Origin of the sequence: Paenimyroides aestuarii, assembly GCF_024628805.1 — a bacterium.
In the GTDB taxonomy this organism is placed as follows: domain Bacteria; phylum Bacteroidota; class Bacteroidia; order Flavobacteriales; family Flavobacteriaceae; genus Flavobacterium; species Flavobacterium aestuarii_A.
On sequence record NZ_CP102382.1, the window covers coordinates 813,547 to 839,435 of the forward strand.

A 25,889-nucleotide genomic window follows, 5' to 3' on the forward strand; every position below is an offset into this window, starting at 1 on the left:
TTGAATATAGCAATTTTAGGCGCGGGGTGGTTAGGAACCGAATTGGCAAAGGTATTAAGCAAAAATCATACGGTAAAGGTTTCGGTAACTACCAATGAAAAAAAAGAGCTTTTGCAAACGCAAGGTTTGAACGCTTTTACAGTAGTGTTGTCACTAAATGGTGTATCGGGCAGTTTAGATTTTTTTAAAAATGTAGATGTTTTGATATGTACACTAACCCCGCAAGCCGTTGCTGTTTTTTATCCTTTAGCCGATGTATTAAAAAAACACGCTATTAAAAATGTCGTAGTTTGCAGTTCCACTGGCATTTATCAAGATTGTGAAGGAATTGTAAAAGAATCAAGTGCTTTAAAGCTAACTATTCCAAAGGTACAACTACTCAAAAGTATCGAAGATGTTTTTTTGACAGATGCTGCATTTAACGCTACCATTCTACGCCTTGGTGGATTAATCGGAAAAAACAGACATCCTGTAAAACATTTAGCCAAAAAAGACCAGATTACAGATGGAAATGAACCTGTAAACATTGTGTATCAAGACACCATCTTAAAAACCATTTGCCTATTACTTAAACAACCATTGCTTAATACGGTTTTTAATCTAGTAGAAACAGACCACAGAACAAAAGAAGTTTTTTACCAAGATGCTGCAAAAGAACATGATGTATCTTTACCTCCGTTTTCATATACTTCTTCACCCAAAAACCGAGTAGTATCAACAGAGAAAATAGAAAGCTTTTTAGATATAAACCCCTGAAAATTAATTTTTTTCATCCCACTCCAAACCAATTATTCCTTAATTTTAATTAAATTTGAGCAACACTAAAGAAATCAGTATATTATAAAATAGCCAAATATGATGCTTAAATTTATTCTTACAAGCTTTTTATTTTGCTTGTGCCTTTCCGCTTTTCCTCAAGAAAATCAGCGTCCTAAAGTTGGGTTGGTTCTCAGTGGTGGTGGTGCAAAAGGTTTGGCACATATTGGTGTTTTAAAAGTACTTGAAGAAGAAGGTGTACAAGTAGATTATATTGCGGGTACCAGCATGGGCGCCATAATTGGTGGTTTGTATGCATCGGGATACACCGCCAATCAGTTAGATTCTATCTTTAAATCGGTTGATGCCGATGCGCTATTACAAGATTATATCCCTAGAAATTCCAAGTCGTTTTATGAAAAAAGAAACGATGAAATTTATGCATTGCAGCTTCCGTTTGATCAATTCAAAATAGGAAGTCCCGTTTCGCTTTCAAAGGGCATGTACAACTATAACTTACTAAACAAGTTGCTGGCGCATGTGCGTTATGAAAATGATTTTACGCAATTGCCCATTCCTTTTCTTTGCGTGGCTACCGATGTGGTTACAGGGGAAGCCGTGGTGCTTGAAAAAGGAAATTTGGCACAAAGTATTTTGGCTAGTGGCGCGTTTCCCTCTTTATACACGCCTGTTGAAATAGACAATCGTTTGTTGATAGACGGCGGCGTGGTTAATAATTATCCTATAAAAGAATTACGCGATAAAGGTGTAGATGTAATTATTGGTGTGGATGTGCAAGACGGCAAAAAAGACCGCAGCGAAATAAAAGGCGTTTTTGATATTTTAATGCAAATTGCCAACTACAGTATGTATCAAGGGATGGAAGAAAAGAAAAATGCCACTGATATTTACATGAAACCCGATATTTCAAACTTCTCTGTTGTAACTTTTGATAAAGGAAACGAAATCATTCAAAAAGGAATCGATGCTGCCCGAGAAAAAACGGCAGACTTACAAAAAATCAGCAATGGTTACACAAAAAAGAAACTTCCTGAATATTTATTACACGATGATTTGGCTATCAAAGAAGTAAAAATAAACGCTTTAAAAAATTATAACAAAGATTATGTTTTTGGAAAATTGGGCTATTTTAAAGAACAATGTGTATCGTTTAACGAATTAAAACACGGCATCACCAATCTAAATGCCACTCAAAATTTCAGCAGTATTAATTATCATTTTGAAAAAGGCGACGATACAGGCGATTATTTAGTGTTGCATCTAAAGGAAAATACCATTAACCGATTTCTAAAATTTGGTTTGCATTTTGACAATTTGTATAAAAGTGCCGCATTAGTAAATATAACCCAAAAAAAGCTTCTTTTTAAAAACGATGTAGCTTCGCTGGATTTTGTTTTTGGCGACAATGTGCGATACAATTTTAATTATTTTATAGACAATGGATTACGATGGAGTTTTGGTGCACAAAGCAGGCTTAATAAATTCAAATACAATGTATTAACCGACGAAAAACCCATTATTACCGACCAGTTTTTCACATTAGAAACATTCAGCACCAAATTTACCGATTTAACCAACCGCTTATATCTGCAAAATTATTACAACAATAAATTTCTTATTGGCTTGGGCTTAGAACACAAATACCAGATTGTGGATATAAGCAATGTAAACCTCAGCAAAAATTGGTTAGACAACAGCCACTATGTTAGCTCGTATTTTAACCTCGTTTTAGACACGTACGACAATAAATATTTCCCCACCCAAGGTTTAAATTTCAACGCAGAAATTAAACACACTTTTTTATCGTCAGACTATAACGAAAATTTTGAACCCTTTACACAAATCAATGGCGAATTGGGAACTGTAAAAACATTTTTTAATCGCATTTCCTTTGAAGCAAAAGCAGACGTGGGCTTAACCATTGGCAGTTTGCCTTCCACAAACCTGAATTATTTTTTAGGCGGATACGGTTTTCAATCAATATCTAACATCAAACCCTTTTTTGGCTATGATTTTTTAAGTTTAAATGCCAACACCTATCTAAAAGCCCTTTTTAGAGTGGATTACCGTTTCTATAAAAAACACCATCTCAATTTCACCGCCAATTATATGCACTTGCAAAACGCCATGTTTCAGTACAACGATTGGTTAGAACAGCCCATAAAATCGGGGTATGCTTTGGGTTATGGTTTTCAAACAGTTATTGGTCCATTAGAAATTAAACAATCCTATTCGCCCGAGGTAAAAAAGCATTACACTTGGTTTAGTTTGGGTTTTTGGTTTTAAATGAGGTTCTTTTTTAAATGATTCTTTTTATTTTTTCTTAAATTTAATACATCTCAAAAAAATAGTTTTTATATTTGTTAGGTATGAAAACATGGCAAGGATTATTATCAAAACTTAAATACTTCATTAAACGCAACCCCGAATGAAGAAGGCAATGCTATGCTTTTATTTATTAATTAAAAACAAATAAACTATGCCTTTATATCATAAATTAGGAAAAATTCCGCACAAACGCCACATACAATTCCGCAAACCAAACGGCGGATTTTATTACGAGCAGCTTTTTGGCACGGTTGGTTTCGATGGCATGTCGTCAAACATGTATCATGAGCACCGCCCTACGCAAGTAAAAGAAATCAAGGGTTCTTATAGCGTGGCACCAAAAATTGCCCGAAAAAACAACATACAGTCTTACCGTTTGCGTGGTTTTCAAGTGCCTCCTACCCCCGATTTTTTAGAAAGCCGTAAAGCGGTTTTAACAAACAGCGATTGCACCATTACTTTGGCTGCACCTACAAACAAAACCCAAGATTATTTCTATAAAAATACCGACGCCGACGAATTGATTTTTATTCACAAAGGAACCGGTAAATTGCGCACCATATTAGGAAATTTAGATTTTAAATACGGTGATTATTTATTGATTCCGCGCGGAGTGATTTATAAAATCGATTTCGACACAGAAGATAATCGTTTGTTTATTGTAGAATCGCGCAGACCCATTTACACACCAAAACGCTACCGCAACTGGTTTGGTCAGCTATTAGAACATTCCCCTTTTTGCGAACGCGATATTCGCCGCCCGGAAGAATTGGAAACCTACGATGAAAAAGGCGATTTCTTGATCAAAGTTCGCAAACAAGACGAAATTTTTGATATGGTATATGCAACTCATCCTTTTGATGTGGTTGGATACGATGGATATAATTTTCCATACGCCTTTTCAATACACGATTTCGAACCCATCACAGGACGTATTCACCAACCGCCACCAGTGCATCAAACATTTGAAACCGATGCCTTTGTAGTATGTTCATTTGTGCCGCGTTTGTATGATTACCACCCAGAATCTATTCCGGCGCCTTACAATCACAGCAACATTGATTCAGACGAAGTATTGTATTATGTAGATGGTGATTTTATGAGCCGAAACGACATCGAAGCCGGACACATTTCTTTGCATCCAGCAGGAATTCCACACGGACCACACCCGGGCGCAATGGAACGAAGCATTGGCAAAGTAGATACACAAGAATTAGCCGTAATGGTTGATACATTCAAGCCGTTGATGGTTACCGAAGAAGCAATGAAAATTGCCGATGAACAATATTATCAATCATGGTTAGATTAATAAAAATATAAATGTTTCAAAGAAAACTACCTGCCGATCCCAGTGCTTTAGTGCTCGCAATTGTTGCTTTGTGCATGGCAATTCTTTTTGGTTGCTGTGGGCTTTCGTTTGTTGGCTTGGCACTTTCAATAATTGGACTTGTTAGCGCCAATAAAAGTTTAAAAGAGTACCTAGTAAATCCAGAAACATATTCTCATAACAGTAGAGAAAATGTAAATACGGCACGCATCATCAACATTATTGCACTTGTTATAAACGGACTCATCACTTTGTCTTTTGTGGTGTATTTAGTCATTACCGGTTCTTTCATGTTCTCAGCAATCAGAGATGAAATGAACAAATCTAAAAACGATACATTATCAAGAGTTGATGACGAAGAATGGGATTACGAAGCAGAAGAAGACAGCATTTATATTTATACCGATTCATTGAATCAACCACAAGATTCACTAAATCAAGAATAAAACAACAATAGTAACAAAATACAGCAATTATTATGTCAAAAGAATTAAAATCTGTAGAATACGGATTAGAAAAAATATTTGAAGGAGCACAAGATTTCTTACCTATTTTAGGTACAGATTATGTAGAATTTTATGTAGGAAATGCCAAACAAGCAGCTCATTTTTACAAAACAGCATTTGGTTTCCAGTCTGAAGCCTATTCAGGATTAGAAACAGGCGTTCGCGACCGTGCTTCGTATGTAATTAAGCAAGATAAAATCAGAATTGTTTTAACAACCGCTTTAAACTCAGAATCACCAATCGGCGAACATGTAAAAAAACATGGCGATGGGGTAAAAGTAATTGCATTGTGGGTAGAAGATGCACGCGCTGCTTATGAAGAAACCACCAAGCGCGGTGCGGTACCTTTCATGGAGCCAACCGTATCATCTGACGAAAACGGAGAAATTATTCAAGCAGGTATTTTTGCTTATGGCGAAACCGTTTTTCTATTCACCGAGCGTAAAAACTACAATGGATTGTTTATGCCAGGATACGTGAAATGGGAAAGCGATTACAACCCAGCTCCGGTTGGCTTAAAATTTATCGACCACATGGTGGGCAACGTTGGTTGGAACCAAATGAACGTTTGGGTGAAATGGTTTGAAGATATTATGGGCTTTGTAAACTTCCTTTCGTTTGACGATAAACAAATTACCACCGAATATTCGGCTTTAATGTCTAAAGTAATGGCCAATGGAAACGGGCGCATCAAATTCCCTATCAACGAGCCAGCAGAAGGTAAAAAACGTTCACAAATCGAAGAGTACTTAGACTTTTACGAAGGCGCAGGCGTGCAGCACATTGCAGTAGCTACCGACGACATTATTAAAACCGTTGCCGATATGAAAGCACGTGGAGTAGAATTTTTATCTACGCCGCCACAGGCCTATTATGATGCCATTCCAGAGCGTTTAAAAGACCACATGGATAAATTTAAAGAAGACATCAAAGAGCTTCAAAAATTAGGTATCATGATTGATGCTGATGAAGAAGGATATTTGTTGCAAATTTTCACTAAACCCGTAGAAGATCGCCCTACTTTGTTCTTTGAAGTAATTCAACGCATGGGTGCTCGTGGATTTGGTGCTGGTAACTTTAAAGCCTTGTTCGAATCTATTGAAAGAGAGCAAGAAAAGCGTGGAACTCTTTAATTAAAAGTCTTAAAATGTTAAATATAAGTTAAATAAAAGTTTATATTTAGTGTTTTAAAAAATAAACCTACCTTTGCACTCGCAAAAATAAGGCTTCTATAACCTTATTGGAGTGTAATAAATTTTTCATAATTTATAGTTTTTTGGTTGGTTAATAGCATAAAAACCTGGTTGGAAACAACTGGGTTTTTTTGTTTTTAGTAACTTTGGAACAGATATTGTTTTGTATCTTTCGAACAAAATTGAAAAAGAATATGAAAAACAACATTTTAGCTATTTTATTTTTTCTAACAACCGCATTAACATTCGGGCAATCATCTGCTTTTAAGTCGGGCGAGTACTTTAAATTTCAAGTGTCGTATGGCTTTATAAATGCAGGTATTGCAACATTAGAATTAAAGGAAACCACCTACAACGGAAAAAAAGTATATCACGCAAAAGGCGATGGTTACACCACTGGATTGTCTAAAGCATTTTTTAAAGTAAAAGACGATTACCAAAGTTATTTTGACATCAACACGGGGCAACCGTATCGTTTTATCAGAAAAATCAACGAAGGGGGTTACACCAAAAACCAAGAAGGTTTTGTAAACAATGCCAACAACACCATTTTACTGAAAGATTACAAAGCAAAAAGCCAAAAAACATACAATGTTTCAGATAATATTCAAGACGTTATTTCTGCTTTTTACTATTTGCGTAATCATGACAAAATAGACAACGTGAAAGTAGGCGAAACCATACAAATTGATATGTTTTTTGACGACGAAACCTTTAAATTTAAACTAAAATTTATGGGTTATGAAAAAATTAAAACTAAATTTGGTACGGTAAACGCCATGAAGTTTCGTCCGTATGTAATGTCGGGGCGTGTTTTTAAAGAAGAAGAAAGTTTAACTCTTTGGGTTTCAAACGATGAAAACAAAGTTCCGTTAAAAATTCAGGCAAGCTTACTTGTGGGTTCTTTAAAAGCAGAATTAATTCAATACAAAAATTTAAAAACCAATTTGAAAGTCGTAAAATAATGGAAATTTCAACCGAACGCCTGCAAAAAATTCAAGATTTAGAAGAAAAATTCAGCAACATCAACCAAAAATTAGACACCCATTTAGAAGGCATGAAATGGCAAAAGCCAATCACCTACTGGGATTATATTCAAACCGATGCCTTGCTGAATTTGCAAATTCAAAGATCTACCCTACCCGATGAAATGGTTTTTATCATGTATCATCAGGTAAATGAATTATTGTTCAAAATGATTCTTTGGGAAATGGAGCAGGTTTGTTTCGCGGAAAATTTAACAACTACTTTTTTTACAGACCGCTTGGGAAGAATTTCGCGTTATTTTGATATGCTCACCACATCTTTCACCATTATGCGCGATGGTATGGATACCGATCAGTATCTTAAATTCCGCAACACCTTAACCCCTGCCAGTGGCTTTCAAAGTGCACAATACCGACTTATAGAGTTTGCTTCAACCGATTTGATTAATTTAATTGATGCCCGTTACCGCGATACAATCGACCGAAACACGCCTTATGAGCATGCCCTAGAGCACATGTACTGGCAAGCAGCTGGAAAAGATTACAAAACCGGTCAAAAGTCATACCTTATCAATGAATTCGAAAAAAAATATAAAAAGGAATTTATTGATTTCATGGAAAAATACAACACTGCAAACTTGTGGCAAACGTTTAAACAACTTCCTTTGGAAGATCAACAAAACGAAGAATTGCGAGAAGCCATGCGCCATTACGACAAAACGGTGAACATCACTTGGGTAATGGGACACTTTAATGCGGCCAAAAAATATATTGAAAGCGAAGCTGGTCCGCAAGAAGCTACAGGCGGTAGTGATTGGAAAAAATACATGTTGCCACAATATCAAAGAAGAATTTTCTTTCCAGAATTGTGGAGCGAAGAAGAATTAGCCAATTGGGGCAAAGATGCTTTGTAATGAAACGTTTTCAAATCATATTATATATAACCATTGTTGCTGTACTTTTTTCGTGTGGTAAGAAACAGTCCGAGTCTGAATTTGCCGAAGTGGTTAAAAACGAAAAAGAAGAAACAATACCCGAATTTGCGTATGGTTTTCCATTAAACGAATACCATATAGAACGCGATACAGTAGAACGTGGCGATAATTTAGGTATGATTTTGGCGCATCATAATTACGATGCCACTGAAATACACGACATTGTAAGTAAAGTAAAAGATTCATTTGATGTTAGGAAAATTAAAGCCGGCAAAACATTTACGCTTTTAAAATCGAAGGATGCGTTATCTAAATTAGAAATACTTATTTATCAGCCCGATAATATGGGGTTTCAGGTTATTGATTTTCGAGATTCCATTCATGCATATACAGTAAATTATCCGGTTTCCTATAAAGTGCGAACCATTGCAGGCGAAATCGAAGGATCGCTTTCAGAATCTATTCAAAAAGAAGGTTTAGACCCTGGATTGGCAACAGCTTTGGCGAAGCGATTTGCTTGGAGCGTGGATTTCTTTAAGTTTAAAAGAGGAGATCAATTTGCATTATCCGTGCGCGAAAAATTTATTAATGATTCTATTTATGTGGGAACCGAGGAAATTTTAGGTGCATATTTTAACTATGATGGCAAAGATGTATATGGATTTCCGTACAAACAACCCGGCGAAACCGAAACTCAGTTTTACGATGAAAACGGCAAGCAAATGCGAACCATGTTTTTAAAATCGCCTTTAAAATATTTCACCATCACTTCAAAATTTTCCAAAAGCAGGTTTCATCCCGTTCAAAAGCGTTTCAAAGCACACAACGGTACCGATTATGCAGCACCGCACGGAACACCCATCATGACCACCGCAGCAGGTGTGGTAATAGAAACCGGACGCACATCGGGCAATGGAAATTACGTGAAAGTTAAGCACAACAACATGTACACCACGCAATATTTGCACATGTCTAAAATCTTGGTTCGCCGCGGACAGCGCGTTAATCAAGGCGATATTATTGGTAAAGTTGGCAGCACAGGTTTGGCAACAGGTCCGCATGTTTGCTATCGTTTTTGGAAAAATGGTGTACAAGTAGATCCGTTAAAACAAAAATTACCAACGTCATTGGCAATGGATCAAAGCGATATTGCTCATTTCAAAGCACAAATACAACCTGTAAAAAAAGCAATCGATGATAAGATTACAGAAAAATTTAATTAGAAAAAATGCCGTTATTAAAAATTAATCCAACCGAAACACAAGCGTGGCAAAAGCTGCGACAACATTTTTACGAAGTGCAATTTGTAAAAATGCAACAGCTTTTTGCAGAAAATCCCAACCGAATAAATGAATTTCATATTGTTTGGAACGATTTTTTAATTGATTTTTCTAAAAACCGCATCACCAATACTACCATTGATTTATTAACAGAATTGGCAGATGAAGTACAGCTAAAAGCAGGAATTGAAGCATTAATAAAAGGCGAAACAATCAATGAAACCGAAGGTAGAAAAGTGCTTCATACCGATTTACGCCAACTAACAAACAATCAAAATCAAGAAGTTGCCGCAGCATTAGACCAAATACAGCTATTTACAGAAAATGTGATTAAAGGCCATTTAAAAGGATCTACCGGCTTGCCTTTTACCGATGTAATCAATATTGGTATTGGCGGTTCCGATTTAGGACCCAAATTGGTAACCGAAGCTTTGACCGATTATAAAAACCATTTGAATGTACACTATATTTCAAATATTGACAATGACAGCATTCAATCGTTAAAAAACAAACTAAATCCGGCTACCACATTAGTGGTAATTGTTTCAAAATCGTTTACAACGTTAGAAACCATAAGCAACGCCAATATCTTTAAACAATGGTTGTTGCAAAACAATTTAAAAACACAAGATCATTTAGTAGCCGTTTCTTCGAATATTCCAGAAGCGGTGAATTACGGTATTGAAACCCAAAATATTTTCCCAATGTGGGATTATGTTGGCGGACGTTATTCTTTGTGGAGTGCAGTAGGCGTTAGCACTGCATTGGCTATTGGTTTTAATCATTTCAAAGAATTGCTAAACGGTGCCCACGAAATGGATGTGCACTTTGCCCAAACTCCTTTTAAACAGAATATTCCTGTAGTTTTGGCTTTGCTATCTGTTTGGTACAATAACTTTTTTTGCTTTGAAACCGAAGCCGTTGTGCCGTATGTTGATAAATTAAAAATGCTTCCCGCCTACCTGCAACAAGTGGTTATGGAAAGCAACGGAAAAAGTGTGGACCGCGGCGGAAACCCTGTAAATTATGAAACCGGAACCATTGTTTGGGGCGAAGTGGGTACGAATTCACAACACGCATTTTTTCAGTTATTCCATCAAGGAACAAAGATTATTCCTACCGATTTTATTGGCTTTGTAAATGCATTTAACCCAAGTGATTTGCACGATTTATTAATGGCAAATTTCTTTGCACAAACCGAAGCATTAATGAACGGAAAAGAAGGAAAATACCATACCGAGGCAACTAACGACAAAAACGCTGTTTATAAAGAATTTAAAGGCAATCGCCCATCAAACACCATTTTAATTGACCAATTAACCCCTAAATCATTGGGAAGTTTATTGGCAATGTATGAACACAAAACATTCGTGCAAGGTTATATTTGGAATATTTACAGTTTTGATCAATTTGGTGTGGAATATGGAAAAGTACTGGCAAACAATATCAAAGCAGAACTGCAATCAGAACAAATCAAACAACACGATTGTTCGACCACTTTTTTGTTGAAACATTATTTAAAAAAGAAACAATAATAAAAAACTCTGACAAAGTTTAAAATTTTGTCAGAGTTGATTCTCACAAAACGTAAACTAATTTTTTTTCGCATTCTTTTTAAGATTTTTTTCTTTTTCTAGGATACAAAATTGTATCTACACATCTGTGACAAAAAACAAATCACTGATTAATATATCATTAAATTTTATTGGACCAAACATGATGAGGTGCTTAAACATTTTAAGCAATGAAATGCTCCTATAAAATTTTATGTATTTAAAACATCAAAAAGTTCTATATGAAACCGCTCTTATAATTAAAATAATTGTATTTTTTTAAATAACTTTACCCTTTAGAAACAATTACATACAATGAATAACACACTTAAAGTCTCTGTAAACAAAGAACACAACTTTGAAATTTCAGAAAAGCAAATGCTTGCAGCCGATGCAGTGAGTTTAGATCAGGAAAACTTTCATGTGTTGCACAACAATACATCGTATCATGCAAAAATTGTGCACACCGATTTTATCAATAAAACCTATAAGGTTTTGGTAAACAACAATGAATATGTAGTACAAATTGCCAACCATTTAGACCAACTGATTAAAGAAATGGGCTTTGAAGTAGGTAAAACTAAATTGATAAATGCCATAAAAGCACCAATGCCGGGGTTGATTTTAGAAATCAATGTGAGCGTTGGGCAAGAAGTGAACGAAGGTGATAATTTATTGATTTTAGAAGCCATGAAAATGGAAAACAGTTTCGATTCGCCTCGTGCCGGAATCATTAAATCAATTGCAGTTGAAAAAGGTCAGGCAGTTGAAAAAGGTCAGTTATTAATTGAATTTGAATAATCCAATGAGAAAAATATTAGTTGCAAACCGCGGTGAAATTGCACTGCGTGTCATGAAAACAGCCAAAAAAATGGGCATTAAAACCGTAGCTGTATATTCGGTTGCCGATCGCCAGTCACCCCATGTAAAATTTGCCGACGAAGCCGTTTGTATAGGTGAAGCACCATCAAACCAATCGTATCTTTTGGGTGATAAAATCATCGAAGTATGTAAAGAGTTGAACGTGGACGGAATTCATCCAGGATACGGATTTTTATCAGAAAACGCAAAATTTGCCGAATTGGCAGAGAAAAACGGCATCACATTTATCGGTCCAAAATCGCATGCCATTGAAGTGATGGGCGATAAATTGGCAGCAAAAGATACCGTAAAAGCCTACGATATTCCGATGGTTCCTGGACTAGACCACGCCATTACTGATATCGACGAAGCCAAGAAAGTAGCCAAAGAAGTAGGTTTTCCTATTTTGATTAAAGCATCTGCCGGTGGTGGTGGAAAAGGAATGCGAATAGTTGAAAAAGAAGCCGATTTTGAATCGCAAATGCAACGTGCTATTTCCGAAGCAACCTCAGCTTTTGGTGATGGATCTGTTTTTATTGAAAAATATGTAGGTTCGCCGCGTCATATCGAAATTCAAATCATGGCAGATACCCACGGAAACGTAGTGTATTTGTTCGAACGTGAATGCTCGGTACAGCGTCGCCACCAAAAAGTGGTTGAGGAAGCACCATCTGCTGTTTTAACGCCCGAAATTCGCAAAGCAATGGGCGAAGCTGCTGTAAAAGTGGCAAAATCGTGTGATTATGTGGGCGCAGGAACGGTTGAGTTTTTATTAGACGAAAACAAAAATTTCTACTTTTTAGAAATGAATACGCGTTTGCAGGTAGAGCATCCAGTTACCGAATTAATCACAGGAATCGATTTAGTAGAAATGCAAATTCGTGTGGCTCGTGGTGAAGTACTTCCTATCAAACAAGAAGATTTACAAATAAAAGGTCATGCACTGGAATTGCGGGTATATGCCGAAGATCCTTTGAATGATTTCTTACCATCTGTAGGGAATTTATCGACTTATATTTTACCGGAAGGCGAAGGTGTACGTGTGGACAACGGTTTTGAACAAGGTATGGATGTGCCGATTTATTACGACCCAATGCTTTCAAAACTAATTACTTACGGAAAAGATCGTAACGAAGCCATACAGTTGATGCTACAAGCCATTCAAGATTACAAAATTGAAGGTGTGAGCACCACTTTGCCATTTGGAACATTTGTTTGTAAGCACGATGCTTTTGTTTCGGGCGATTTTGATACCAATTTCGTGAAGAAATATTACAGCCCCGAAATCATCAAAGAAAGCCAAGCGAAAGAAGCCGAAGTTGCAGCTTTAATAGCTTTGAAACAATATTTCACAGACCAAAAAGTTTTGAGAGTACCAACGAAATTGTAGTAGATACCACAATTGCGGATTAATTCAATGGAGATATTTTTGATAAAATAGCCAGAAAAAAGTGACTAACAATCTTTCAAATACAAAATTCTTTTCCCAAATTGTTGATTTATTGCAATCGGCAAGGAGTAATGTAGTGCGTGCCATTAATCAAACAATGGTATTGACTTACTTTGAGATAGGAAGAATGATTGTTGAAGAAGAGCAGGGAGGAAAAGAAAGAGCCGCATACGGAAAACAACTTTTAAAAGAGTTATCGAAAGTGCTAACCAAAGAATTTGGACGAGGTTTTTCTGTTCAGAATTTAGAAAGAATGCGGTCTTTTTATTTAGCGTATTCAATATCCTCAACAGCGTTGAGGATTTCTAAAAAAGGTCAAACAATGTCTGACGAATTGCAAAATGAAAAATCGCAGACGATATCTGCACAATTCCATTTAAGTTGGTCGCACTACTTAAAGTTATTGCGAATAGACGATGAAAATGAACGCAAATTTTACGAAATTGAAGCCGTAAAAAACAATTGGAGTGTACGGGAATTGGAACGTCAGTACGATTCTGCACTATACACTCGGTTGGCTTTAAGCAGAGATAAAGAAAAAGTAAAAGAACTTTCGAAAAAAGGGTTAATTATCAAAAAACCAAAAGACGCGATTAAAGATCCATATATTTTAGAATTTATTGGTTTGCCAGCTCATTCTTCTTACACTGAAAATCAACTTGAAGAAGAAATTATTAACAAATTAGAACATTTTCTACTAGAGTTGGGCAGCGGATTTACATTCGTGGCAAGACAAAAGCGTATTTCATTCGATGATAAACATTTTTGGATTGATTTAGTATTTTACAACCGTATTCTAAAATCTTTCGTTTTAATCGATTTAAAGATAGGTGAATTAAAGCATCAAGATATCGGCCAAATGCAAATGTATGTGAATTATTACGACAGAGAAGTTCGGTTAGAAGACGAAAACAAAACCATAGGAATTATTCTTTGTCAGAACAAAAGCGAAGCGGTAGTTGAGTTCACACTACCTGAAAACAATGAGCATATTTTTGCAAGCAGATACAAAACCGTACTTCCAAGCAAAGAAGATTTAAAATCACTCATAAAAGAACAATAAAACTATGAATACAAATTTTGATATTTTAAATAAAAAATTAGCCGAAACCAAATTAGGTGGCGGTCAAAAGCGTATCGACGCGCAACATGCAAAAAAGAAATTAACGGCTCGTGAACGTATCGAATATTTTTTCGATGAAGGGTCGTTTGAAGAAATTGGTGCATTTGTCACACACCGTACCAAAGATTTTGGTTTAGATAAAGAACATTATTTAGGCGATGGTGTGATTACAGGATATGGAACCGTAAATGGACGTTTGGTGTATGCTTTTGCACAAGATTTCACCGTTTTTGGAGGCGCATTGTCTGAAACACATGCAGAAAAAATCTGTAAAGTAATGGACATGGCATTGAAAGTGGGTGCACCCATGATTGGATTGAACGATTCGGGTGGCGCGCGTATTCAAGAAGGGGTGCGTTCGTTAGGTGGTTATGCCGATATTTTCTTTAGAAACGTACAAGCATCAGGAGTTATTCCACAAATTTCAGCCATTATGGGACCATGTGCAGGTGGTGCGGTTTATTCACCAGCAATGACCGATTTTACCATGATGGTTGAAGGATCTTCGTATATGTTCGTTACCGGTCCAAACGTTGTGAAAACCGTTACCAACGAAACCGTTTCGGCAGAAGAATTAGGAGGAGCATCAACCCATTCTACCAAATCAGGTGTTGCGCATACCACTTCGGCTAACGATATTGAGTGTTTAGAAGATGTAAAACAACTATTGAGTTACATTCCGCAAAACAATCAAGAAGTGGTAGAAGATTTGCCTTATGAATTGGGTGATGAAATCCGCGAACAATTGAACAATATTGTGCCCGATAATGCCAACAAGCCTTATGATATGCACGATGTAATCAACAATGTAATCGATGAAGATTCTTTTTACGAAATTCATAAAAATTATGCCGAGAATATTATTGTAGGATTTGCACGTATCGGTGGAAAATCGGTTGGTATTGTAGCCAACAATCCGATGTTTTTGGCAGGATGTTTAGATGTGAATTCATCGATAAAATCGGCTCGATTTGTGCGTTTTTGCGATGCTTTCAACATTCCGTTATTAGTATTGGTTGATGTACCAGGATTTTTACCAGGAACCGATCAAGAATGGAACGGAATCATTGTTCATGGTGCCAAATTATTATATGCATTGTCTGAAGCTACTGTACCAAAAGTGACTGTAATTACGCGTAAAGCTTATGGTGGAGCTTACGATGTAATGAACTCTAAACACATTGGTGCCGATATGAATTTTGCATGGCCAGGAGCCGAAATTGCTGTAATGGGAGCAAAAGGTGCATCGGAAATCATCTTTAAACGCGAAATTGCCGAAGCAGCAGATCCAGCAGCCAAATTAGCAGAAAAAGAAGCAGAATATGCCGAAAAATTTGCGAACCCGTACCGTGCCGCACAACGCGGATTTATCGATGAAGTCATCTTCCCACAAGATACCCGACGCAAATTAATCAAAGCATTTAAAATGCTTGAAAATAAAGAAGTAGCCACACCAAACCGCAAACACGGAAACATTCCGTTGTAGTTTGTTAGCAATTTGATATTAGAACCTGCAAGGTCTGCATGACCTTGTAGGTTTTTTATTTCGAGGTTGTTTACTTGTTTCAAAAAATCTTAAACATCCTAGTTAATAACACTTTTTATCATCCAATAAAAATCCCCTACCCTTAAATTATTCTTAAAAAAAGGAATCTTTGCTTCATTTTATTTGTAGCAAATTCAAAACCTTTATCTTTGTGTAAACGAGAATTATATCTCACAAAAACAAAAAAATGACAATAGAAAACAACCACGTAGTTGCAGTAAACTACAAATTGCACACGATTGAAGCAAACGGCGAAAAAATATTTGTGGAAGAAACTACAACAGAAAATCCATTAACATATTTACACGGTGTGGGTATGATGATTCCTAAATTCGAAGACGAAATGAATGGTTTGGCTGCAGGCGATAAAAAATCGTTCACTATTTCTCCGGAAGAAGGTTACGGACCTATTGACCCAAATGCTTTGGCACAGTTGCCTTTAGAAATGTTTAGCGAGTCGGGCTTACCACCAGTTGGTGCAATGTTGCCGCTGACAGATGACCAAGGAAACCAATTCCGTGCTGTGGTTGCAGAAGTAAACGACCATGCTGTGGTTGCAGATTTAAACCACCCAATGGCTGGTAAAACTTTAAACTTTGATGTAGAAGTGGTGGCTACTCGCCCCGCTACGGAAGAAGAATTAGCACACGGACATGCGCATGGTATCGATGGTACTGAAACACATTAATTTATAAAGTAAAGCTGCATTAAATCTCGATCTGTCATTACAACGAAGGAGGAATGAAGTGAAGAATTTTTCAATTATAAGAACAGATTCCTCCTTCGTCGGAATGACAAGAAAAATTCAATGCAGCTTTATCTATTATATTATTTATGACAAATAAAGATCCATTACACGGAATGACGCTTCAAAAAATACTCGAAGAAATGGTAGAATTTTTTGAAGGATGGACCGCAATGGGCAAAGAAATTCCCATTAATTGCTTCACGAAAAACCCAAGTATTAAATCATCGCTGACTTTTTTGCGAAAAACGCCTTGGGCACGCGAAAAAGTAGAACAATTGTACATTAAGATTTATCCGCATTTAAAGAAAAACAATTTGTAATCAGGTATTTAAAACTTTTTCAATCAATAGATCGGTTTCATCTGTAAACGAAACAGCCGCAATGTGATTGGATGCAATCCAAGTGTCTATTTTTTCAACACATAAATCCTCAGCGCCCATCACTCCTAATTGCTTTAAAGCCAAATAGTTGCAATATTGTTCAAATTGCCCTTTAATAGGTATCACAAATAGCATCTTCTTTAAGTGCAACACTTCCGCGGGAAATTCAAAGCCGGCTCCGCACAAAACGCCTTTTGCCGTGGCCAAATAGGACGTAAACAACTGCTCATCAATGGGGAAAAAAGTGCAATTTCCTTGTTTTTTTGAAACTTTACTAAAAGGCGAAAAAACCATCCAATCAACGTGTTTTAATTTCGAAAGCACTTTGTAAATCTCTTCGTTTTTGTAACTAGGTAAATACACCAAGAAATAATCTTCGTTGGCACAATTTAGCTTTTTAATGGTATCGCGAATAATGGGATGGAAGGTGTTTTCATCATATTTTGTAAAGTGAAAACCAAACGATTTTTCTACCGGCGCATACTTTTGCAAAACCCACTTGCTAAACCGGTGCTTTTTTTCGGGTTGTGGTGCCAATTTATGCAAAACCGCACTTTGATGGCTTAAACCAATGATCTTTTTATTGCGAAGTTTAGCGGAATATGCAGTGATGGGTTCAAAATCGTTGATGATTAAATCGTAAGGTTGCACCGGAAAATGATGCACCGATTGCACGAATTGCATCAACGAATTTTTACGAAGTATTTTGGCGTAATTCAAGCCTCCGTTTTCTGAATAGAAAAGCGAAAGTCCTTTATTTTTTGTTGCATCGCCCTTAAAATGTAACTGCGCATTTTGTCCCGAAATAAAAACATCCACTTGGGCATGTTCTTTCAATTTTGGCACTAAAACATTGGCACGCGCAATGTGTCCATTGCCCGTTGCCTGCAAAGCATACAATATTTTCATATAAAAAGGGCTTCAATGTTTTGATAATCATACGGAAAATCGGCTGTTTTTTCTGCGGTTTCATCCAGCAAATCAATCAGTAAATCATTCTCAAAATAGTAAATCTCCCAATCGCCGTTGTTGTATTCCAAAGCGGTAAGGTTTTCAATCCAATCGCCCGAATTTAGATACATACATTTTCCTTTTGCATTGACAACTTCCCTTTTTTGCGGTTGATGAATATGCCCGCAGATTACATAATCAAAGCTGTTTTCGATAGCCAGTTCAGAAGCTGTTTGCTCAAAATCGCCAATAAACTTTACTGCTTTTTTGATATTGTTTTTTATTTTTTTACTGAAGGAATATTTCTCGCGACCCATTTTGTTTAAAATCCAATTCGATAGATTGTTCAAACGAATCAAATAATCATACCCAATTCCACCTAATTTGGCAATCCATTTGGAATGTTGCACCGAAGAATCGAACACATCGCCATGAAAAACCCATGCTTTTTTACCATCAATTTCAAAAATATATTTATCGGCCAATTGGATCTTACCAAAAGTCATAGGCGAAAATTTTCGTAGAAATTCATCGTGATTTCCGGTTAAATAAATCACTTGGCAATTGGTTAATGACAAGTTTAAAATGTATTTAATCACCTCTAAATGGCTTTCGGGAAAATAGCTTTTTTTAAATTGCCAAATGTCGATAAAATCGCCATTTATGATCAATATTTTTGGATCTATTGACTGTAAATACCGCAAAAGTTCCTGGGCTTTGCATCCGTAAGTTCCCAAATGGGTATCAGAAATCACAGCAATTTCTATGGATCTTTTCATGAAATTAAATTTTGATTCAAAGATTGAAATCAAATGTAAATTAATGGTTTTTATAAGGTTACGATACAAACAATTTTAGATAGATTGCAATAAAAAGTACTATTTTTACAAAAAATTGTTCCGAATGAAAAAAATATTATTTGTTGTGATTGCGCTGTGTGCAAGCTTTGCGGGAATGGCTCAAAACCGCTTCACTACCATTTTAGATGAAAAGGAGTATATTTCACATGAAAACGAATTGGAAAAATGGAACAGCTACGATTTTTCGCCTGTGATTTTGGGTTTGCAAATGAATACAGTCTATGGAATTATTGGCGATAATTACAAACGCATACACATTAAAATCACCAATGTAGAGAAAGATCCATCCAATGCAGATTTGTATCATGTAACAGGAAAATCGAAAGTGGGCAAAAATATTGAACACTTTACAGGAACGATTAAACTGCAAACAATAAAACGAATCAAAGACCGAGAACTTGATGAAAATTCGGTGAGTTTACCCACAAAATATCAAGGGATAATTTCGGGTGTTTATCAGTTTAATGAACCTAAAGACCGCAGCCATTCCGGAGTTTTTGAAGGAACATATCACGCCATGTTTCAAATTACAGAAAACGATGGCGTTTTTTATAACGATTTGGATTTATCGCGCGACAGCTACATAAACAACATGTATCAAGGTTTTTGGACAGATTACGAAACCAAGGAAGCCAAAATTTGCAATTGGGGCGATTTTCGTGTACCGAATGTTTCTGCCGATTTTGATTTGGGCGCTGGTGCATTTAGTCCCAACGAAAAATACAACAAAAAAGGTTGGCAAACTTATAATGATGCGTATTTACGAAACGATAAAAAAGCAAAAGAAATAGAAGAAAACGATTGGTAACGGCTTGATTTAAGTGTTTTTAAAATACGAAATCACTTTTTCTGCTTTACTTTTACCAATTAGTTTCACGATTTCTTCCTCGGGGGTTTCGGCCAATCTTTTAATTGATTTAAACTGAATCATAAGCTTTTCCATGGTTTTTGGACCAATTCCCGGAATGGTGGTCAACCCACTGTCTATGGCGTTTTTGCTGCGCTGGTTTCTGTGAAAAGTAATCCCAAAACGGTGGGCTTCGTTTCGCAAATGCTGAATCACCTTTAAAGTTTCTGATTTTTTATCTAAGTACAGCGGAACACTATCGCCCGGATAAAACAATTCTTCCAAACGTTTGGCAATACCCACAATGGCTATTTTTCCACGCAAACCTAAAATATCCAGACTTTTTAACGCCGCACCTAATTGTCCTTTACCTCCATCGATAATGATTAAATCGGGCAATGGTTCGCCTTCTTCTAACAAACGGCGGTATCTGCGAAAAACCACCTCTTCCATCGATGCAAAATCATTGGGGCCTTCAACGGTTTTAATATTAAAATGGCGGTACTCTTTTTTACTGGGTTTTCCATCTTTAAAAACCACACAAGCAGCCACCGGATTAGTCCCTTGAATATTTGAATTATCGAAACATTCAATATGTCGCGGTTCTTTGCTTAAACGCAAATCGGCTTTCATTTGTGCCATTAATCGGTTAGTGTGCCTGTCTGGATCTACTATTTTGATTTGTTTTAATTGATCTAATCGGTAGTAGCGTGCATTGCGTTCAGATAGCTCTAAAAGTTGTTTTTTATCGCCTAATTTTGGTACAGTAACAGTGATTTTTTCGCCTAAATCAATTTCAAACGGAACAACAACTTCTTTCGTTAACAGTTTAAAACGCTCGCGAATTTCTATAATTGCTAATGGCAACAGCTCTTCATCGGTTTCATCTAAACGCTTTTTCAACTCTAAAGTATGCGACCGCACAACAGCTCCATGAGCTATTTGTAGAAAATTCACATACGCCATGGTTTCGTCTGATACAATCGAAAAAACATCTACGTTGTTTATTTTAGGGTTTACAACTGTAGATTTTGCCTGATAATTTTCCAAAACCTGCATTTTTTCTTTTATCGCTTGTGCTTCTTCAAACTTCATTTCACTGGCATATTTCAGCATTAATTGCTTAAAATCTTTCAAGTTTTCTTTGAAATTTCCTTTTAAAAGCTCCCTTATATTTTTTATTTTGTGCAGGTATTCTTCTTCGGGTTCATTGCCTTCGCAAGGCCCCAAACAATTGCCAATATGATATTCCAAACAAACTTTATACTTTTCGTTTTTTATATTTTGCACGCTTAAATCGTAATTACAATTGCGCAAAGGATACAATTCGCGAATTAAATCAAGCAAAGTGTGCATGGTTCTGCCGCTGGTATAAGGTCCAAAATATTCCGAACCATCTTTTATGAAATTTCGGGTAGAAAAAACCCTTGGAAAACGTTCGTTTTTGATACAAATCCATGGATAGGTTTTGTCGTCACGCAACATGATATTGTAGCGAGGTTGCAGGTTTTTGATAAGATTGTTTTCTAAAAGCAGTGCATCGGTTTCGGTTTTAACCACAATGTGTTTTATGGTCACTATTTTTCGAACCAAAACATTTAAACGGGCATTGTCGTGGGTTTTATTGAAATAAGAAGCCACCCGCTTTTTTAAATTTTTTGCCTTGCCCACATATAGTAATTTTTGATCTTTATCAAAATACTGATAAACACCTGGTAAATTGGGTAAGGTTTGTAATTGTAACGAAATATCTGATTTTGTTGTACTCATATAATTGTTTCCAAAACAAATTTACATTAACTTTTGGAATTGTTTGGGCTAAAACAGTATCTTTAAAAACCATTATATAAAATTTAACTATGGAATTTACATCTCGCAACCTTAAAATTTTAGGTAAATCGGTTATTCCTGGGGCAACAAAAACAATTGAGTTAAAAATTGCCAAACTGCATACCATGACCCAGTTGAAAATTCCGATTATTGTTTCGCGTTCGGTGTATGAAGGCCCAACAGTTTTGCTCACTGCGGGGCTTCACGGCGATGAACTAACTGGTATTGAGATTGTTCGGCAAATTATTCGAAAAGGACTTAATTATCCCGAACGTGGCACCATTATTTGCATGCCGCTTGTAAATGTGTTTGGTTTTGTGAACCAATCGCGCGATTTTCCCGATGGGCGCGACTTAAACCGTGTGTTTCCTGGTTCGGCAAATGGTTCGCTGGCAAGCAGATTTGCTTATCGCATTATGAACGATGTGATACCAACGGTTGACTACGTGATTGATTTTCATGCAGGAGGACGCAGTAGATTCAATGCCCCACAAATTCGTATTGAACCCAACAATCATGAGTTAGATGATTTGGCCGATGCATTTTCTACCCAATTTTTGCTGTATTCCAATAATATTGATGGATCTTTTAGATCATCATGTGATAAATTAGGCAAAAAATACTTGCTTTTTGAAGGTGGAAAAGCTTTGGATATTAATACAAGTATTATTGAAGAAGGTATAAAAGGTACGGTTCGCTTTTTGGATAAATTGCAAATGCTGCACAAGAATTTTTCAGTAGAAAAACCCGATAAAAAAATGATTTATATTGAAAATTCTACATGGATCAGGGCGCAATACTCAGGTTTACTACACAATTTCACTCCAAACGGAACATTTGTAAAAGAAGGCGAAACATTGGGAATAATTACCGACCCCTACGGTTTGGTAGAAGAACCTATTTTAGCACCAAATGATGGATACATTATTTGTGAAAACCAAGCATCTATTGTGTTTCAAGGTGATGCGGTTTATCATATTTCAACCCAATTAAAAGATGAATAAAAAAGATTTACGGAGAAAATACAAAAGTTTACGAGGTGCTTTAAGCACAGACGAAATAGAGGATTTCAGTTTAAAAATTGCCAATCAGGCATTAAAATTACCCATTTGGAATTTTGAGAATTATCATATTTTTCTGTCGATTCACGAGCATAGAGAAGTTCAGACCGATTATCTGTTGCATATCTTAAACGGAAAAGATAAAAATGTGATTGTTTCTAAATCTGATTTTGAAAACAGAACCATGCAGCATGTTTTACTAACAGACAATGTCACCATTAAAAAAAACGAATGGAACATACCCGAACCGCAAAACGGTTTTTCGGTGGTGGATGAGCAAATCGATGTGGTTTTTATACCGCTTTTAGCCTATGATGTTTCAGGAAACCGCGTGGGTTATGGCAAAGGTTTCTATGATTTATTTTTATCAAAATGCAAGCCCAATGTGGTAAAAATAGGATTGTCTTTTTTTGATGCTGAACCAACAATTGCCGATACAAACCGCCATGATATTCGCTTAGATTATTGCATCACTCCGGATAAGATTTACGAATTTGGAACAGAATCCGTAAAATAAATTTTACCTTTACAAAAAAAAATTAAACAACATGAATCACATTACAGAAATACTTATTTTATTGTTCTTGGCTATTACCTTTTTGCAATCGGGTTACGATAAAATCGCAGATTGGAACGGAAATGTTGGTTGGTTAAAATCGCATTTTGAAAATACTTTTTTAGGAAATAAAGTTCCGTTTTCGTTAGGAATTATCTTGATTCTGGAAATCATTGCCGGAATTTTAGCGCTTGCCGGAATTTGGTTTTTAACTATGAATGACAACAAAGAAATAGCGTTATACTCGGGAATTGTTTCGTGTATCACCTTGTTATTCTTACTTTTTGGTCAACGAATTGCAAAAGATTACGACGGTGCACGAACCATTGTAATTTACTTTATACCCGCATTATTTTTAGTTTTTATATTACAATAATATTTTTGGCACACTAATTGATTAATCGATATAAGTTATGAAAAGGAAAATTTATTTTGGTTAGTTTAGTTGTAAAAAGTCCTACGTTTGTGGGACTTTTTAAATTTATTCACCGTCTTAAAAAAGTGTAATACCCGAAAAAGATATACTATAAACAAACCTCATCATAAGCAAAGTGATGCCTCCGAGTAAAAAAACGTATAAATGCATTTTGTTTACTGAAAGCCTATTCATCACCCATCTTACTAAAAAATAAAACGTAATAAGTAAGGTACTAATCATGGTGATTAATGCACCCATTTCATAGAAAACACCAAATAAAGTATAATCCCATAAATAGGGAATTTTCGCCAAAAACCAAAATAGAAAACTGCAAGTAATTACAATACTTAAGACCTTATCTGTTTGTTGCTGTTTACTCCAAATCATGCGATATACGGTTTTAAAATAATTCTAACCAGGAAGGTAACCAAAACATTTTTATCTTCAATAGAATTGTTTGCTTTTTAAGATTTCTTTGTGAAAGTTCTTTGTAATTATTATCAACACGAAATCAATCTATTTTGCGATCAATACTTCCGAATTTATTGAATAGACCCTAAAATCTCTAAATCGTTGCCTGAAATATTATTAATATAGGTTCTGCCAGAATTAGCAGTTCCACCAAAACCTACCATTCTAAATGTGATTGTGGGTGTTGAAGTTGTATTAATATTCTGCAAATCGTAATAAAGCGTTAAATCTATATTTGGAATATTGTTTCCCGTAGCAGCCGTAGAAGTTAAAGTGTAAGCGCTTCCTATATTCACAAAAGCACTGCCATTTATACTGTATTGCCATTGAATATTGGTGGATCCGGTATTGGTTGTACGAATATTCATAGCATTAATTTGATTAAAAGAAACGGTTTTGCCGGATACAAAATTCAAGGTACATTCAAAGAAATCGCCATTCGTGATTGCATCTGCAAGTATTAAACTATTAAAATCTGAACCGCCCCAAGTATCGTTAGCACCACCACCAGTTGTAGATAAACCAGATCCTCTGCTCAATGCAGCACTACTAAGATTTGCATTTATAGCTGATGCAGCAAAGGGCGACGAGCCGTAATTAGTGATTCCGTTTACTTCCCACGATGCAAAGCTTGTAGAAGTGGTTGCCACTGCATTGCCTAATATTTGCCATTTTGCACCGTCCCAACCTAAAAACAACTTTTTATCTTTATCAAAAACAATAAGTCCTTCGGCTGCAGTAGCAGATAAAGTGCTTATGGCTGCCGATGCTAATCGTGGAGGTAAGAAACCTTTGGTGTCTGACTGTACTTCTAATTCGGCAGAACTGTGCGGAGTGCGTGTATTAATTCCTGTTTGACAAAAACCTTTAATGCCAAAAAATAACAAAAAAATGATGTATTTTTTCATTTGCCCTATTTTCTAAATTTTCTTAAAAATCAGCTATTACAGTATGCCCTTTCGTAATTTTACACTGATTTTTTATAAATATACTCATTTTTTAATATAATTAACCAAAAAGTGAATTATTTATTTTTAATTTTTGAAATAGTGAGGAAAGCTGGAAAATATTATAAAAAATGGCACATAGTATTTTATTAGAAGCTAAAGTATACTATGTGCCATTCTTATTTCTTTATCAAAACCTACTCTTCTGTTTTCTCAAGTAAAAATTTATAGATTAACCCTCCAACGATTGCACCAGCAATTGGTGCTGCCCAGAACAACCATAATTGCGATAACGCTTCGCCTTGAACAAATAGCGCTTGCGAAGTAGAACGTGCCGGATTTACCGATGTATTGGTGATTGGAATCGAAATTAAGTGAATTAATGTTAATGCCAAACCAATAGCAATACCGGCAAATTTACCGTTTGCCCATTTGTCTGTTGCTCCTAAGATAATGATTAGGAAAAATGCTGTTAACAAAAATTCTGCTGCAAATGCAGCTTCCATGCTGTAGCTTCTGCCTGCATATCCTTCCATTTCGTAGAAGTTTGTTGCAAAGGCTCCTACACCTTCAACGCTAAATGCACCTGCTCCGTTTAAAATAAACCACAAACATGCCGCAGCAGCCGATGCCCCCAGCACTTGCGAAACAATGTAAGGGAATAAGTCTTTTGCGGGAAATCTACCGCTTGCAAACAAACCAAACGAAACTGCCGGGTTAAAATGTCCGCCTGAAATATGCCCTACTGCATAAGCCATTGTTAAAACGGTTAAACCAAAGGCCAACGAAACACCCGCTAAACCTATACCAATTTCGGGTACGCCTGCTGCAAAAACTGCCGCTCCACATCCGCCAAAAACCAGCCAAAAAGTTCCAAAGAACTCTGCAAATAATTTTTTCATACAACTTGATTTTTTAAAAATTTATGTTAAAACTAACACTTTGCTCTTTAAAA

24 protein-coding genes are annotated in these 25,889 nt (G+C 36.1%); 19 read left to right on the forward strand and 5 right to left on the reverse strand.

Annotated elements, in window-relative coordinates:
• From NPX36_RS03985 to NPX36_RS04055, 15 genes are all read left to right on the forward strand, one after another.
• A complete protein-coding gene (locus NPX36_RS03985; protein ID WP_257500121.1) occupies positions 1–756 on the forward strand; it encodes an NAD(P)H-binding protein in 756 nt (251 codons plus the stop codon).
• Between the two features lie 99 nt (positions 757–855).
• The gene (locus NPX36_RS03990) at positions 856–3,063 is read left to right on the forward strand and encodes a patatin-like phospholipase family protein (protein ID WP_257500122.1); all 2,208 of its coding nucleotides are present in this window, start codon (positions 856–858) and stop codon (positions 3,061–3,063) included.
• A 193-nt stretch (positions 3,064–3,256) separates the two neighbouring features.
• Positions 3,257–4,414, forward strand: coding sequence for a homogentisate 1,2-dioxygenase (locus NPX36_RS03995; RefSeq protein WP_257500123.1), 1,158 nt, complete (start codon positions 3,257–3,259; stop codon positions 4,412–4,414).
• Between the two features lie 11 nt (positions 4,415–4,425).
• Positions 4,426–4,878 (forward strand): CCC motif membrane protein, encoded by a 453-nt coding sequence (locus tag NPX36_RS04000; protein ID WP_257500124.1) that lies wholly within the window; start codon positions 4,426–4,428, stop codon positions 4,876–4,878.
• Between the two features lie 32 nt (positions 4,879–4,910).
• Complete coding sequence (hppD, locus tag NPX36_RS04005) at positions 4,911–6,071, forward strand: 4-hydroxyphenylpyruvate dioxygenase (protein ID WP_257500125.1); 1,161 nt, start codon at positions 4,911–4,913, stop codon at positions 6,069–6,071.
• Between the two features lie 254 nt (positions 6,072–6,325).
• Positions 6,326–7,096 carry a DUF3108 domain-containing protein gene (locus NPX36_RS04010; protein WP_257500126.1) on the forward strand — a complete coding sequence of 257 codons (771 nt, stop codon included), beginning with the start codon at positions 6,326–6,328 and terminating at the stop codon, positions 7,094–7,096.
• Positions 7,096–8,031, forward strand: a complete 936-nt coding sequence (locus tag NPX36_RS04015; protein WP_257500127.1) for a tryptophan 2,3-dioxygenase family protein — start codon at positions 7,096–7,098, stop codon at positions 8,029–8,031. Before NPX36_RS04010 ends, NPX36_RS04015 begins: the two co-directional genes overlap by 1 nt.
• Positions 8,031–9,275, forward strand: coding sequence for a peptidoglycan DD-metalloendopeptidase family protein (locus NPX36_RS04020; RefSeq protein ID WP_257500128.1), 1,245 nt, complete (start codon positions 8,031–8,033; stop codon positions 9,273–9,275). The genes NPX36_RS04015 and NPX36_RS04020 overlap by 1 nt, the downstream gene beginning before the upstream one ends.
• Before the next feature lie 5 nt (positions 9,276–9,280).
• A complete protein-coding gene (gene pgi, locus NPX36_RS04025; protein ID WP_257500129.1) occupies positions 9,281–10,867 on the forward strand; it encodes a glucose-6-phosphate isomerase in 1,587 nt (528 codons plus the stop codon).
• 333 nt (positions 10,868–11,200) lie between these two features.
• Entirely contained in the window at positions 11,201–11,686 is a 486-nt protein-coding gene (locus NPX36_RS04030; protein ID WP_257500130.1) for an acetyl-CoA carboxylase biotin carboxyl carrier protein subunit, read from the forward strand.
• Positions 11,687–11,690: 4 nt separating this feature from the next.
• A complete protein-coding gene (accC, locus tag NPX36_RS04035; protein ID WP_257500131.1) occupies positions 11,691–13,136 on the forward strand; it encodes an acetyl-CoA carboxylase biotin carboxylase subunit in 1,446 nt (481 codons plus the stop codon).
• Positions 13,137–13,197: 61 nt separating this feature from the next.
• On the forward strand, positions 13,198–14,259 hold the full coding sequence (locus NPX36_RS04040; RefSeq protein WP_257500132.1) for a PDDEXK nuclease domain-containing protein: 1,062 nt from the start codon (positions 13,198–13,200) through the stop codon (positions 14,257–14,259).
• Between the two features lie 4 nt (positions 14,260–14,263).
• Complete coding sequence (locus NPX36_RS04045) at positions 14,264–15,805, forward strand: acyl-CoA carboxylase subunit beta (protein ID WP_257500133.1); 1,542 nt, start codon at positions 14,264–14,266, stop codon at positions 15,803–15,805.
• 247 nt (positions 15,806–16,052) lie between these two features.
• Positions 16,053–16,553, forward strand: coding sequence for an FKBP-type peptidyl-prolyl cis-trans isomerase (locus tag NPX36_RS04050; protein ID WP_257500134.1), 501 nt, complete (start codon positions 16,053–16,055; stop codon positions 16,551–16,553).
• A 146-nt stretch (positions 16,554–16,699) separates the two neighbouring features.
• Entirely contained in the window at positions 16,700–16,933 is a 234-nt protein-coding gene (locus tag NPX36_RS04055; protein WP_257500135.1) for a VF530 family protein, read from the forward strand.
• On the opposite strand, the gene NPX36_RS04060 is transcribed toward NPX36_RS04055, so the two are convergent.
• Positions 16,934–17,902, reverse strand: a complete 969-nt coding sequence (locus tag NPX36_RS04060; protein ID WP_257500136.1) for a glycosyltransferase family protein — start codon at positions 17,900–17,902, stop codon at positions 16,934–16,936.
• Positions 17,899–18,723, reverse strand: coding sequence for a UDP-2,3-diacylglucosamine diphosphatase (locus NPX36_RS04065; protein WP_257500137.1), 825 nt, complete (start codon positions 18,721–18,723; stop codon positions 17,899–17,901). The genes NPX36_RS04060 and NPX36_RS04065 overlap by 4 nt, the downstream gene beginning before the upstream one ends.
• Before the next feature lie 124 nt (positions 18,724–18,847).
• Between NPX36_RS04065 and NPX36_RS04070 the strand changes: the two genes are divergently transcribed.
• Positions 18,848–19,612, forward strand: a complete 765-nt coding sequence (locus NPX36_RS04070) for a hypothetical protein (protein ID WP_257500138.1) — start codon at positions 18,848–18,850, stop codon at positions 19,610–19,612.
• A 9-nt stretch (positions 19,613–19,621) separates the two neighbouring features.
• Here NPX36_RS04070 and uvrC read toward each other — a convergent pair whose 3' ends face one another.
• Entirely contained in the window at positions 19,622–21,421 is a 1,800-nt protein-coding gene (gene uvrC / locus NPX36_RS04075) for an excinuclease ABC subunit UvrC (RefSeq protein ID WP_257500139.1), read from the reverse strand.
• An 89-nt stretch (positions 21,422–21,510) separates the two neighbouring features.
• Between uvrC and NPX36_RS04080 the strand changes: the two genes are divergently transcribed.
• The 3 genes from NPX36_RS04080 to NPX36_RS04090 are packed head-to-tail and all read left to right on the forward strand — an operon-like array spanning position 21,511 to position 23,474.
• Positions 21,511–22,485 (forward strand): succinylglutamate desuccinylase/aspartoacylase family protein, encoded by a 975-nt coding sequence (locus tag NPX36_RS04080; RefSeq protein ID WP_257500140.1) that lies wholly within the window; start codon positions 21,511–21,513, stop codon positions 22,483–22,485.
• Positions 22,478–23,059: a 5-formyltetrahydrofolate cyclo-ligase gene (locus NPX36_RS04085; RefSeq protein ID WP_257500141.1), complete on the forward strand. Its 582-nt coding sequence runs from the start codon at positions 22,478–22,480 to the stop codon at positions 23,057–23,059. Before NPX36_RS04080 ends, NPX36_RS04085 begins: the two co-directional genes overlap by 8 nt.
• A 31-nt stretch (positions 23,060–23,090) precedes the next feature.
• The gene (locus NPX36_RS04090; RefSeq protein WP_257500142.1) at positions 23,091–23,474 is read left to right on the forward strand and encodes a DoxX family protein; all 384 of its coding nucleotides are present in this window, start codon (positions 23,091–23,093) and stop codon (positions 23,472–23,474) included.
• A gap of 584 nt (positions 23,475–24,058) precedes the next feature.
• Here the strand turns inward: NPX36_RS04090 and NPX36_RS04095 are convergent.
• On the reverse strand, positions 24,059–24,895 hold the full coding sequence (locus NPX36_RS04095; protein WP_257500143.1) for a hypothetical protein: 837 nt from the start codon (positions 24,893–24,895) through the stop codon (positions 24,059–24,061).
• A gap of 236 nt (positions 24,896–25,131) precedes the next feature.
• Positions 25,132–25,857, reverse strand: coding sequence for an aquaporin Z (gene aqpZ, locus NPX36_RS04100; RefSeq protein WP_257500722.1), 726 nt, complete (start codon positions 25,855–25,857; stop codon positions 25,132–25,134).
• Positions 25,858–25,889 lie beyond the last annotated feature (32 nt).